This is a genomic window from Shewanella saliphila (genome assembly GCF_014648295.1).
Taxonomy (GTDB): domain Bacteria; phylum Pseudomonadota; class Gammaproteobacteria; order Enterobacterales; family Shewanellaceae; genus Shewanella; species Shewanella saliphila.
Window position 1 is genome coordinate 11,969 of sequence record NZ_BMQV01000003.1, and the last position, 14,605, is coordinate 26,573.

6 protein-coding genes are annotated in these 14,605 nt (G+C 42.9%); 5 read left to right on the forward strand and 1 reads right to left on the reverse strand.

Annotated features, from left to right (window positions below; translation table 11 throughout):
* The first annotated feature begins 12 nt into the window (after positions 1-12).
* The 5 genes from aceE (at position 13) to IEY48_RS02685 (ending at position 13,619) form a co-directional block, all read left to right on the forward strand.
* Positions 13-2,679, forward strand: a complete 2,667-nt coding sequence (gene aceE / locus IEY48_RS02665) for a pyruvate dehydrogenase (acetyl-transferring), homodimeric type (protein WP_188916978.1) — start codon at positions 13-15, stop codon at positions 2,677-2,679.
* A gap of 11 nt (positions 2,680-2,690) precedes the next feature.
* Entirely contained in the window at positions 2,691-4,646 is a 1,956-nt protein-coding gene (gene aceF / locus IEY48_RS02670; protein WP_188916981.1) for a pyruvate dehydrogenase complex dihydrolipoyllysine-residue acetyltransferase, read from the forward strand.
* A gap of 173 nt (positions 4,647-4,819) precedes the next feature.
* Positions 4,820-6,253 carry a dihydrolipoyl dehydrogenase gene (gene lpdA / locus IEY48_RS02675; protein WP_188916983.1) on the forward strand — a complete coding sequence of 478 codons (1,434 nt, stop codon included), beginning with the start codon at positions 4,820-4,822 and terminating at the stop codon, positions 6,251-6,253.
* A gap of 520 nt (positions 6,254-6,773) precedes the next feature.
* Entirely contained in the window at positions 6,774-11,225 is a 4,452-nt protein-coding gene (locus IEY48_RS02680; RefSeq protein WP_188916985.1) for an EAL domain-containing protein, read from the forward strand.
* A gap of 129 nt (positions 11,226-11,354) precedes the next feature.
* The gene (locus IEY48_RS02685) at positions 11,355-13,619 is read left to right on the forward strand and encodes a patatin-like phospholipase family protein (protein WP_188916987.1); all 2,265 of its coding nucleotides are present in this window, start codon (positions 11,355-11,357) and stop codon (positions 13,617-13,619) included.
* Positions 13,620-13,728: 109 nt separating this feature from the next.
* Here IEY48_RS02685 and hxpB read toward each other — a convergent pair whose 3' ends face one another.
* Positions 13,729-14,385 carry a hexitol phosphatase HxpB gene (gene hxpB / locus IEY48_RS02690; protein ID WP_188916989.1) on the reverse strand — a complete coding sequence of 219 codons (657 nt, stop codon included), beginning with the start codon at positions 14,383-14,385 and terminating at the stop codon, positions 13,729-13,731.
* Between the last annotated feature and the right edge of the window lie 220 nt (positions 14,386-14,605).

Genomic DNA, 14,605 nt, shown 5'->3' on the forward strand with positions numbered 1-14,605 from the left:
AAGGACTGCGAAATGTCTGAAGATATGCTTCAAGATTTAGACCCATCAGAAACCCAAGAGTGGGTTGATGCTCTGCAAGCTGTGTTAGAGCAAGAAGGGCCTGAACGTGCACACTTTTTACTCGAAAAACTTATCGACAAAGCACGTCGTAACGGTACTCACTTACCGTACAACGCGACTACTGCGTATTTAAATACTATTCCTGCTGGCCAAGAGCCAAACATGCCAGGCAACCAAGAAATGGAGCGTCGTATACGCGCCATTATTCGTTGGAACGCATTAGCAATGGTATTACGTGGTTCTAAGAAAGATTTAGAGCTTGGTGGACATATTTCAAGTTTTGCTTCAAGTGCGACGATTTATGATGTGTGTTTTAACCACTTCTTCCGTGCGCCTAATGAACAAGACGGTGGCGATTTAGTGTATTTCCAAGGTCATATTGCACCTGGTATTTATGCGCGTTCATTCCTTGAAGGTCGTATTACTGAAGAGCAAATGGCTAACTTCCGTCAAGAAGTAGACGGCAAAGGCTTGTCTTCGTACCCACACCCTAAGTTAATGCCTAGCTACTGGCAGTTCCCTACGGTATCGATGGGTCTAGGTCCTATTCAAGCGATTTACCAAGCACGTTATTTAAAATATTTAACTGACCGTGGCTTAAAAGACTGCTCTAAGCAAACGGTTTACTGTTTCTTAGGTGACGGTGAGTGTGATGAGCCAGAAGCATTAGGTGCCATTGGTTTAGCAGCACGTGAAGAGTTAGATAACTTAGTGTTTATCGTTAACTGTAACTTACAGCGTCTTGATGGCCCTGTACGTGGTAACGGTAAAATCATCCAAGAACTTGAAGGCGAATTCCGCGGCGCAGGCTGGGAAGTGGTTAAAGTGATTTGGGGTCGTTACTGGGATCCATTATTGGCCCGTGACACTAGCGGTAAATTATTACAGTTAATGGAAGAAACCGTAGACGGTGAATACCAAAACTGTAAAGCCAAAGGCGGCGCTTGGACTCGTGAGCACTTCTTTGGTAAGTACCCAGAAACCGCTGAAATGGTGGCTAACATGTCAGACGATGACATTTGGCGCTTAAACCGTGGTGGTCATGACCCTGTTAAAGTTTACGCTGCACTTGAGCATGCACAAAAAACCAAAGGTCGCCCAACGGTAATCTTGGCTAAAACTGTTAAAGGTTACGGTTTAGGTGATGCAGGTGAAGGTAAAAACATCGCACATAACGTGAAGAAAATGGGCGTTGACGCTATTCGTCACTTCCGTGATCGTTTTAATATTCCGATCCCTGATGACAAGTTAGAAGATTTGCCTTTCTATCATCCAGGCCCAGATTCTGAAGAAGTGAAATACCTAAAGAGTCGTCGTGAAGCGTTACTAGGTTACTTGCCACAACGTCGTGAGAAGTTTACCGAAGAGCTTGAAGTGCCTTCATTAAAGATTTTTGATTCGATTTTAAAAGGCTCTAACGGCCGTGAAATCTCGTCAACTATGGCATTTGTTCGCGTATTAACTGCGTTGTTAAAAGACAAAGGCATTGGCAAGCGCGTTGTGCCAATTATTCCTGACGAAGCACGTACTTTTGGTATGGAAGGTTTATTCCGTCAAGTGGGTATTTACGCTCACGAAGGCCAAAAATATGTTCCACAAGATTCAGATCAAGTGGCGTACTACCGTGAAGATAAAACCGGTCAGGTTTTACAAGAAGGTATTAACGAATTAGGCGCAATGTCATCTTGGGTATCAGCTGCAACCAGCTACTCAGTCAACGACATGCCAACGATTCCGTTTTACATCTACTACTCAATGTTCGGTTTCCAACGTATTGGTGACATGGCATGGGCTGCAGGCGACATGCGCGCACGTGGTTTCTTAGTGGGTGGTACTTCAGGTCGTACAACATTGAACGGCGAAGGTTTACAGCATCAAGACGGTCACAGCCACATTTTGGCTAACACTATCCCTAACTGTATCTCTTACGACCCAACATACGGTTATGAAATTGCAGTAGTCGTACAAGATGGTGTTCGTCGCATGTATGGCGAAAACCAAGAAGATGTTTTCTACTACTTAACTACCATGAACGAAAACTACGTTCAGCCAGAAATGCCAGCCGGTGCCGAAGAAGGCATTGTAAAAGGTATTTACAAGCTTGAATCTGTAGCCGGTAGTGGTAAAGGCAAAGTACAGCTAATGGGTTGTGGCACCATTTTAGAAGAAGTGCGTAAAGCGGCTCAAGCACTAGCGAAAGACTTTGGTGTGAGTTCAGATGTATTCAGCGTAACTAGCTTTAACGAGTTAACTCGTGATGGCCAGGCTGCTGAGCGTTGGAACATGTTGCACCCAAGCGAGCAGCCTAAGCAAGCTTATATTAGCCAGGTATTATCTGCTGATGCGCCAGCCATTGTAGCCACTGACTACATGAAGATTTACGGCGAGCAATTACGTGCTTATGTACCAACAGATTATAAAGTATTGGGTACTGATGGTTTTGGTCGTAGCGACAGCCGTGCAAACTTACGTCACCACTTTGAAGTTGACGCCAAGTTTATTGTTATTGCTGCACTGAAGTCACTTGTTGAGCGTAATGAAATGCCTGTTGATGTGTTAACTAAAACCATCGCTGAGTACGGCATTGACGCTGACAAGATCAACCCACAGTTCGCGTAAGGGGATACAAAATGGCTGATTTAAAGGAAGTTTTGGTTCCTAATATCGACACTGATGCAGTACAGGTTATTGAAATTTGTGCCGCAGTGGGTGATGTACTTGAGCAAGAAGCATCAATCATTACCGTTGAAAGCGATAAAGCAACCATGGACATTCCAGCGCCTTTTGCTGGTACGTTAGCAGAGCTGAAAGTTGCAGTAGGCGACACAGTGTCTGAAGGAACGTTAATCGCAATGATGAGTGCAGCTGATGCTGCACCAGCAAAAGCCGAAGCGGCTCCAGCACCTAAAGCTGAAGCTCCGGTGGCACAAGCTGCGGCACCTACACCTGTAGCACCTGTTGCTGCACCTGCTGGTGGCTCTGAAGTGATTGAAGTTAAAGTGCCTGATATTGGCGGTGATACTGATGTTTCAATCATTGAAGTATTAGTGGCCGTTGGCGATAGCATTGAGGTTGATACCGGGTTAATTACCCTAGAAACCGACAAAGCAACCATGGACGTACCCTCACCTAAAGCGGGTGTGGTTAAAGAAGTGAAAGTGGCCTTGGGCGACAAAGTGTCTGAAGGTTCACTGGTGATTTTATTAGAAGTGGCTGGTTCTGCACCAGCTGCGGCACCACAAGCTCAAGCTGCACCTGCTGCGCAAGCGGCACCTGCAGCAAGCACAACTCAGGTACAAGAAGTTCAAGTGCCAGACATTGGTGATGCTGCAGATGTGGATGTCATTGAAGTATTAGTGTCTGTGGGTGATGACATCACCTTAGATCAAGGCTTAATTACCCTTGAAACAGACAAAGCAACGATGGAAGTGCCAGCGCCGTTTGCCGGTAAACTTGTTTCGCTGACCGTTAAAGTAGGCGATAAAGTGTCTCAAGGTAGCTTAATTGCTACGATTGAAACCACAAGCTCAGCACCTGTTGCGCAAGCTGCTCCTGCACAAGCTCCTGCTCCAGCAGCACCTGCCGCCCCAGCACCTATGGCGGCAAGTCGTCCGCCAGTGCCGCATCACCCAAGCGCTGCAAAGCCAGCATCTACAGGTGCGGTACATGCATCGCCTGCAGTGCGTCGCTTAGCACGTGAATTTGGTGTTGATTTAACTAAGGTTACTGGTAGTGGTCGTAAAGGTCGTATTTTAAAAGAAGACGTGCAAGCGTTTGTTAAATACGAACTATCACGCCCTAAAGCTTCTGCAGCAACCAGCGTTGCGGGTGGCGCGGGTGGCTTAAACGTGATTGCAGCGCCTAAAGTTGATTTCAGTAAGTTTGGTGAAGTGGAAGAAGTGCCATTAAGCCGTATCCAGAAAATCTCTGGTCCTAACTTGCACCGCAACTGGGTAACCATTCCACACGTGACTCAGTTTGATGAAGCTGATATCACTGAGTTGGAAGCTTTCCGTAAGCAACAGAATGATATTGCTGCCAAGAAAAAAGCAGATTATAAAATCACTCCGCTTGTGTTTATGATGAAAGCCGTTGCGAAAACATTGGCAGATTTCCCAGTGTTTAACTCAAGCTTAAGTGCTGATGGCGAATCACTTATCCAGAAGAAGTACTTCCATATTGGTGTTGCCGTTGATACACCAAACGGCCTAATGGTTCCGGTTGTACGTGATGTTGATAAGAAAGGCATTGTTGAGTTGTCTCGTGAGTTAACCGATATTTCTATCCGTGCTCGTGATGGCAAGCTTAAGTCTGCAGACATGCAAGGCAGCTGTTTTACTATTTCAAGTCTAGGTGGTATTGGCGGTACGGCATTTACGCCGATTGTTAACTACCCAGACGTGGCCATTTTAGGTGTGTCAAAATCTGAAATTAAGCCAAAGTGGAATGGTAAAGAATTTGAACCTAAATTAATGCTACCGCTGTCGCTTTCATACGATCATCGTGTGATTGATGGTGCAATGGCCGCACGCTTCAGTGTGACCTTGTCAGCTATCTTATCTGACATCCGTACCATGATTTTGTAAACAAACAGGGCCGCTCATATCGAGTGGCCTTTTTTATGTTGATGATTATCACCAATGTTTGATTGTGATTGTCATCAAACAAAGGGTAAAATGCTGACAGCTATCACAATCTGGCCACATGGATTGTTGAATCGGTTTTGTCCGCCAACATATGCAAAAGAATAGAGGAAAACATGAGTAACGAAATTAACACTCAGGTAGTTGTATTAGGATCTGGCCCTGCAGGCTATTCAGCAGCATTCCGTGCCGCTGATTTAGGTTTAGATACCATTATCGTTGAACGTTTTAGCACCTTAGGTGGTGTATGTTTGAACGTAGGTTGTATCCCATCTAAAGCATTATTACACATTGCTAAAGTGATTGAAGAAGCTAAAGCAGCAGCAAGTCACGGTGTAGTATTTGGTGAGCCAACAATCGATTTAGAAAAACTACGTGGATTTAAAGAAAAAGTAGTTGGCCAGTTAACAGGCGGATTAGGCGGAATGTCTAAAATGCGTAAAGTTAACGTGGTAAATGGCTTTGGTAAGTTCACTGGCCCTAACACGCTAGAAGTGACTGCAGAAGACGGTACTGTGACTGTGGTTAAGTTTGAGCAAGCGATTATTGCTGCGGGTTCACGTCCAATTGAATTACCATTTATTCCGCATGAAGACCCGCGTATTTGGGATTCGACTGACGCACTAGAATTGAAAGAAGTGCCTGGTAAATTATTGGTTATGGGCGGCGGTATCATTGGTTTAGAAATGGGCACTGTGTACTCATCACTAGGCAGTGAAATTGACGTGGTTGAAATGTTTGACCAAGTTATTCCTGCAGCTGACAAAGATATCGTTCGTGTATTCACTAAGCAAATCAAGAAGAAGTTTAACTTAATCCTTGAAACTAAAGTGACTGCAGTAGAAGCCAAAGAAGACGGTATCTACGTGTCGATGGAAGGCAAAAGCGCACCAGCTGAGCCAGTCCGTTACGATGCAGTATTAGTCGCGATTGGTCGTACACCAAACGGCAAGCTTATTGCGGCTGAAAAAGCAGGTGTTAATGTTGATGAGCGTGGCTTTATCAATGTAGACAAGCAATTACGCACTAACGTGCCACACATCTATGCTATCGGTGACATCGTTGGTCAACCAATGTTGGCTCACAAAGGTGTGCATGAAGGCCACGTAGCCGCTGAAGTTATTGCCGGTATGAAGCACTACTTCGACCCTAAAGTGATCCCTTCGATTGCTTATACTGACCCTGAAGTAGCATGGGTGGGTTTAACTGAGAAAGAAGCAAAAGAGCAAGGTGTTGCTTACGAAACTGCGACTTTCCCATGGGCTGCAAGTGGCCGTGCAATCGCATCAGATTGTAGTGAAGGTATGACTAAGTTAATTTTCGATAAAGACACTCACCGCGTTATTGGTGGTGCTATTGTTGGCGTTAACGGTGGTGAACTACTAGGCGAAATCGGCCTAGCGATTGAAATGGGTTGTGATGCTGAAGATTTAGCATTAACCATTCACGCTCACCCAACCTTACATGAGTCAGTAGGTTTAGCTGCTGAAATGTACGAAGGTTCAATTACTGATTTACCTAACCCTAAAGCGGTTAAGAAAAAGAAGTAATATCGCGTTATGATTAATGATTAAAGCACTCCATAAACGGGGTGCTTTTTTTTGGATTTTCTTTGAAAATATGGTCTAGGCTTAATTTTCATTAGCACTTTTTGCAAACAGTGTACTGTGCTGGCAGCCAGCCAAGATAAGTGTTGTAAGGGGTTGTTGAAACAGCCGCAAGCAAAATAAATTTTCGTATTTAATGTAACGTTTATGGGTAGCAAGTTGAGCTGTTGATATAGCCTAAAAGGTGTAACTTTATGAATATTATGAGTTACTCAAATACCGTACGCTACACTGTATGTAAAAAGTATTTTGGACTGTGTTGTCAACGGTAGAGTTAACGTTAAAAACGTGTAATAAAATATGTGACTTTGCTAAGGTAATAATGTTAAAACAATAAGATATAACAATATTATGTAGTGGAACTGTTAGCACCTCACGTCCTCACCTCATTATTTATTGAGTTGGTAGGGTGTTATTTTTTCGGCATGATGCCTGTGTTTAATTAGAGGAATTGACTGAGTTTATGATTAGAGCTGTGTTGTTAAGCCTAAGTTGTTGGATATGTTTTCTCTTTACCGTTGCCCCCGCTCACGGAGCTGACATTGTTCAGCGGGTTTTTAATGCCAAAGATGGTTTAGCCAATGCACGAATTCAAGATATCAGCTTTGATCGCTATGGTTATGTATGGCTAGCAACCCAAGAAGGCTTGTACCGGGTTAGCAACAGCAAAGTAAGACGCATTGATAAGGTTGGTTTTGACTCGGTATTAGATGATGAGCTAACCACCTCGGTAATTAACTCAGGGCCTGATCATTTATTAATTGGCACCCAATCATCACTGTATTTATACAGCATTGTCGACAATCAATTTAGTTTACTGCTCAAGCCCAAAGGCGATGATATTACCAATATCAATAAAAGCATTCGGGTGGTTGCTTACCAACGCCAATTAGATAATCAATTACTGCTATTGGGCGATTCAGGCAAGGTTTATTACTTTGACGAAGACAACAAGTCATTGAGGCTCTCATTAAAGCATCAATTAAACCCCGACTTAAACTGGGCAAATGTACTGCAGTTACAAGATGGCCGTTACCTTTTCTCTACCCGAGGTGAACTTCAAATTCACCAAACTGATGGCACCTTTATTGGTCATATTCCTTGGGCGGATAATAATGGTTCAATCAGAAAACTATTTCAAGATAAGCAACAGCGGATTTGGCTACTCACATCGAAAGGATTATACCAAGCAAACCCTGAGTCATTATCAGTGCAAGTTGTGCCTGAGATACCTTATTACGTCGATCAAATGGCCGAGGATCTTAATGGCGATTTATGGGTATCGAGCCGTAGCGGATTAATTTTTTGGGAGCAAAAAAACAACACATTTACATTGTACCCAGATGAGTTAAAACAACGGGCTAACATTGATTACATCCATGACATTGCAGTCGATTCTGATGGGCTGCTATGGGTTGGCGGTTCGGGTGATGGCTTAGCTGTTATTGCGGGGACGCCGTCATTTTTACTTGAAAGCTATTCTAAAAAATCATCTTACCAACTCAAAAATGAGATGACATGGTCTATTTACGTTGAAGACGAAAAAATATGGCTTGGCACTGATAGTAGTTTATCCGCAATTGATCTGACGAGTAATGGCGCTTCGACAACCATTATCCCTTCAGGATTTAAAATCAGCGACAGTATTTATTCTCTTGGGTCATTAAATGAAAATCATATTGTTTTAGGCACAACGTCTGGGCTATACGTTGTCAATAAAACCACTAACGAAAGCAGTAATTTTGCGGCTTGGAGCGGCGGTAAAGAGTCTTTAAGTAATAGAATTATATTTCGTATTTATCGAGATAAACTAAATCCTAAACGTGTCTGGTTTGGCACTAATAAAGGAGCATATTATTGGCAAGAGGGTAATGATGATCTGGTGCTTGAGGAGTTATATGACGGCCAGCAAACATTAACAAATACTTCGTATCGAGATTTTCTTCGCGAAAATGAAGATAGATTGTGGGTCACGGGGGCCAAGATTTTTGGCTATGTTGATTCTACTGGTGAGTATCATTCAAAATTAAATCTCTTTAACGATTATGCCAATACACCGATGGTCAACTCTCTATTGCAAGTCTCACCAGATATACTCTGGTTAGGCACCACGCAACAAGGCATTATCGAACTCAATACACAAACCAACGCTATTAAGTCACTCGATCAACAGTGGAAAATTGACTGTAAAGTGGTGTACTTTTTACAAGATAGTGCCACCGATCATATTATTGGTTGTGCTAATTCACTGATTAAAATTAATAAACTCAACGGCAAGGTGAGTTCATTTAGCCATAAAGATGGTTTTATATCAGATGAGTTTAATGAGGCCGCTAAGTTTTATGACCCTGCTAAAGGCTTTTTTATTGGTACTCCAGATGGTGCAATGCTGATTGATTTAGATAAATTAGCCCCTCGAACCGTCAGTGATAAAGTCCTTCTTGAATCAGTATCTGTTTATTACGATGACACTACCGCGGTGTATTTAATTCCCAGTCAATTAACCCAGGTTGACCCTGGCGCCAGCCTAATTAGTTTTCATATTGCCCTATTAGATTATTTAAACGACACCCCAATGACATTGCAATATCGATTAACAAAAGAAGGCTCTGATGTTGGTAACTACTTGCTGCTTGAGGGGCAGTCTCAAATCAACATTACCGGTTTGAGCGCAGGCGATTATATTTTAGAGCTCTTGTATAAGCGCAACGGTGTTTGGTCTAGTGAACCGTTTCAATACCCATTTACGGTAAAGCAATATTGGTGGAAGTCCCAAGAGTTTAAAGGTGCGTTGAGTTTTTCAATATTGCTAATAGGCGTGATTCTGTTGTTGTTTAGACAGCAGCAAATTAATCGCTTTAAACTCATCAATTCGAAACTGCAAAAAAGTGATGAAAGACTGCATCAGGCTCTTAAAGGTAGTGATTCAGATTTATGGGAGTGGCATGACAGCAACCAGCTGATATCGTTAGACAATAGAGGGGGAGTGCTGGGAAGTGAACCGTCCTTTACGTTACCTATTGCTGATCTACCTTTGCACCCTGCCGATATGGATCGATTTAATAAAACTTGGTTTGAGTTTTACCATTGCCAAACGGATGTATTGGATATTGAATATCGCTATTTGCACCCACAAGATGGTACATGGCATTGGTCACGGATCAACGGTCGTGCAGTTGAGGTTGATAAACAGGCTGGTAAAGTCATTCACGCTGCGGGAATGTATACCGATATTAGCCAAAAGCGTGCACTTGAAAGTGAAGTTAACTTGCTGGCTCAAGCATTTGAAAACACTTCAGAAGGTATGTTGATTTTAAATGCCAATAAAGACATTAAAATTAGTAATGCTGCGGCAAACTTGATTTTAGCGTCACACAAAGCAGATTTAGCAGGTAAGCCTTTTATTGAGTTAGTTGCCGAGTCAGCAGAACCCTTCGATATGGACGATGTGTTTGATAAAGAGCGCTTTTGGACTGGCGAATGCGAATTTTATTGCATTGATGGCAGTCGCTGCCCAGTTTGGATGAACGTGTCTACCATGATCAACGACAGTGCTGAGTCGTTGTATTATGTGGTGGTATTTTCTGATATTACCGAGCGCAAACACAGCGAACAACACCTTAAACGCTTAGCCAACAATGATACCTTAACGGGACTGGCTAATCGGTCGATGTTTTCGCGCCGCTTAGGGCAAGTTATTGAAGCAGCAAAACAACATGACGAAACGCTCGCGTTGCTGTTTTTAGATTTAGACCGTTTTAAGCATGTAAATGACTCATATGGTCATGGTATGGGTGATGCGTTGCTGGTAGAAGCTGCTAGCAGGTTACAGGGTTGTTTGTCTGATGAGCACCTATTATGCCGTTTTGGTGGTGATGAATTTGTGATTTTATTGCGTGATGCTAAAGACATCGACACCATAAATCATATTGCCCAACAATTACTTAACCAAATAGAAATGCCGTTTAAGCTTTATGGCAGAGAGTTTTTCATTTCAACCAGTATTGGCATTAGTATTTGGTCTGGCGATGACCAAACCCCCGAAACCCTGATAAAAAATGCCGACTTGGCCATGTATCACGCCAAAGAAGAAGGGCGAGGTAATTTTCAATATTACTCAGCAGAGCGTAATGCCGAAGCCTTATATCATTTACGTTTAGAGGCCGACTTACACAAAGCCATAGCGAGCAATGAATTTGAAATTTATTACCAACCGCAAGTCAATGTTGAAAAGAATCGCTTAGCAGGCGTTGAGGCGTTAATTCGCTGGCATCATCCGCTAGATGGTCTGGTGCGCCCTGATGTATTTATTGGTATTGCTGAGTCGTGCGGATTAATCGTCGACATTGATCGCTGGGTATTAACTCAAGCCTGCATTGACGGAGCCCGATGGTGTAAAGAATATCAACAAGATTTGTTGGTGTCGGTCAATGTCTCAACAATGCACTTTAGGCAACCTGACTTTATCGACTTTATTACTGCCACTTTGCATAAAACCGGTATGCCAGCTAAGTGCTTGTCTATTGAAATCACAGAGGGCGTGTTGATGAGGGAAATCGATATTGCCACGCAACACTTGTTAGCATTAAAACAATTGGGCGTTGATGTGGCTATTGATGACTTTGGCACAGGCTATTCGTCACTCGCGTATTTGCGCACGTTTAAAGTCAATACGCTTAAAATTGATCGTTCCTTCTTGATTCATATTGACGAAAATCAAGCAGACCAGGCTATTGTTAGCAGTATCATCGAGCTGGCTCGAAACTTATCTTTAGAGGTGATAGCCGAGGGGATTGAAACCCCCGAGCAACTGGCCCAGGTTGTTAAACGAGGTTGTCATATTATTCAAGGCTATTACTTTGCTAAACCTATGCCCAAAGCTGAACTTGAGCAACACATGAAACAGTACCAATAAGCATTAAACAAACTGATGAAACAGGTTATTTCAAGCAATATTATTGATGAGCAAGCCTGAGTCTATTAGTTTGGGTATTGGTTAAATCTTGTTAGAATGCGTTGTTTTTACTTAATTGCGGAATGATTTATGCTAACAATTTTGCGCCTTAACCAGTTAAGCTGGTTTTTGCTAAGCTGCCTTTGCTTTAGTGCAGTGTTACAACCTGCAATGGCGGCTTCTAAAATAGCGAAAGAAAGACCGACTATTGGGCTTGTACTCAGTGGCGGGGGCGCAAAAGGCACCGCGCATATTGGAGTATTAAAAGTACTCGAAAAGCACCGGATCCCTGTCGATTATGTTGCCGGAACCAGTATTGGCGCATACGTTGCTGGCATGTATGCCCTGGGTTATAGCGCAGAACAAATTGAAAAAATCATGCTTAATAGCGAGTGGGCTGACGGCTACTCAGATACGATTCCACGTGAAAGCTTAAGCTATCGTGACAAACAACAGCGCGATCAATTTAATATTCCAATTAACGTTGGCTATAACGACAACCGCTTAACCTCACCAAGTGGCTTATTACGCGGGCATAGCATGTCGTTGTTACTTAGACATTCCACTGATTTAGTTGAGCAATTTGGTGATTTTGACGATCTTGCGATTCCATACCGCGCGGTGGCGACCGACTTAGCCACCAGTGAAGCGGTTGTACTATCAAGTGGTAGCGTGGTACAGGCCATGCAAGCATCAGCAACGGTTCCTGGCGCGCTGCAACCGGCTATTATTGACGGCCGTTTATTAGTTGATGGTGGCATCGCAAATAATATGCCTGTGGATGTGGTTAAAGCCATGGGCGCCGATATTATTATTGCCGTTGATATAGGCTCACCATTAGTGGGTCAGGACCGGCTCGACAGTACGGTTGCTGTACTTGAACAATTGTCGACCATATTGACTCAAGCCAGTACTGCCCGCCAAAAAACGTTACTGACAGAACGCGATATTCTTATTCGCCCAGCCATTGATGTGCTCAGTACCACCGACTTTTCTATTATGCCGCTGGCACTTAAATTAGGCGAGGATGCTGCAAAAATTCAATTAGAAAAACTCAAATCGTTATCGATAAAAGAGTCTGCTTATTTGGCTTATCAAGCGGGAAAAACACAACAAAGCTTGCAGTGGAATGACCCACTTAAAAAACCGATTTATAAAATTGCCTTTGATAATCAATCAAAAGTCAGTGAAAAATTATTGCGTGAACGCCTCGATATCAAAGAGGGGGATGTGTTAACTAAAGAGGACTTAGCCTCTGCCATTAACCGACTTTATGCCTTAAATAAATTTGAACGCGTTAATGCTGAGTTTGAAGACGTAGAGCAAGGACGTATTCTAACCGTAACCACCAAAGCTAAATCTTGGGGACCGAATTATTTTCAAGCTGGTTTTAACTGGGAAGATGACTTTAGTTTAGACTCTGCTATTACAGTAGGCTTGGCATTTAACATGACCGATATCACCCAAAATGGTGGTGAATGGCGTAACGAAATTGAATTAGGTTACCGCAAATTGATTGCGACTGAGTTTTATCAACCATTAGATCGCGACAAAACGTTTTATAGCCTGGCACGTTTACAGTACCAAATGTTAAATTGGGATGTTCTTGATGAAGACAGCAGCTATTTATTACTCGAAAATAACGTTGCGCAGCTTGAGCTAGGTTTAGGTTACAACTATGACTCCGATGGCATTATGGAACTTGGCTTTATTGGTGAAAATGGCCATGTAAAAAGTGAAATAGATAACCAAGATTCAATTAGTTACCACTCAACAGGGGCCTATTTTAAAATCAGTTATGACACCTTAAACAGTATTAGCTTTCCGACCGATGGTAATCGATTTACCTTTACGAGTTATTTAAGAGATGAGTCTTACAGTGGCGTTACAACTAGCGATACTACATTTAGCGACGACCTTGCATGGCAATTTGAAGCCGACTGGAAAGGGGCATTAAAACTGGGTAATCACGCTATTGTGGGTAAAGTTGAATTTGCTACTACTGAAAATGACGGCAACTTCACTCTACATGTTGCTGAATTAGGCGGCTTTTTAAATTTGTCAGGCTACCGTAAAGATACCTTAGTCGGCGCACATAAAATATTCAGTGCGATTATTTATCAGTATGATTTGGGACGTGACGTACTCATTACCGACTTACCTCTTTATTTAGGCGCTAGCCTTGAGGGCGGTAATGTGTGGTTTGAGCGTAGCCAAATGGACTTAGATGACTTAATTTATGCCAGTAGTTTATACCTAGGTACCGACACTGAATTAGGCCCTGCGGCGCTTGGTTTTGGTGTGACAAACCGAGGTGATACGGCGTTTTACCTGTTTTTAGGCAAGAACTTTTAAGCAGTCTATTTAAGCCAAAAGCCTAGAGGCTATAAAATCTTAACAGCGAAGCTGCCCCTAGCAGGACGAAGTCCGCCCTAGAAGCGAAGCGCACTCTCCGCGTAGCGGCCTAGGCGCCGAGAAGCTCGGGTAATAATCCTGCGTGAGCGAGTTTATGATGGGCGATGACCCATTTTGCTTGGTTAACGGTATGAGGCGCAGGAATCGCCACGGTTTGCATGGTGGCTGCTCGGGCAGCAATTAAGCCATTAAACGAGTCTTCAATGGCAATGCATTGGCTTGGCGCAATACCAAGTGCGTTAGCGCAGTTTAAATACACTTCAGGGTGTGGCTTACCGTAAGCTAAGTTCTCAGCAGACTCGAGTGCTTCAAAATAATGACCAATGGCGAGTTTATCGAGCACAGCGTGAATAATTCGCGATGACGATGATGTGGCGAGGCCGATTTTAAGCCCAAGTCGCTTGCATGCTTCTAGTGAGTCAATCACGCCGAACATTGGCTCACCCGTTGCGCTAATTTGCGCAATGACTTCATTCACTATCTTATTGGCGGTGGCCGTGTTGTCATAATGAGGCCAAGGAAAGCGCTGATACCAATAACTCACTACTTGGTCAATTCGCAGTCCGGTGGTTTGCTCAACTTGTTCAAGAGTCAAATTAAGCCCAAGGCTGTTCAATACAGTTTGTTCAGCAAGTTGCCAGGCGGGTTCTGAATCGATCAAAATTCCATCCATATCAAAAATTACCGCTTTTATTTTGGTCGACACCGCACAAGTTCCTTGAATCACCTCATTTAGGCATTAATTATCGCGATCTTGTGGTTTAGATACAACTCATGCACAAGTTTTTAAAAAATATTTCATCTCAAAAGTCGATATTTATTCATGTAAAAGTTCAATCAACAGGCTAGATTTAAGTTTATGTATTTAAATGTGTTTTAGCCTGTTTCAAACTATTGTCTAATTTTAATTTATTACCAGAGGCGTT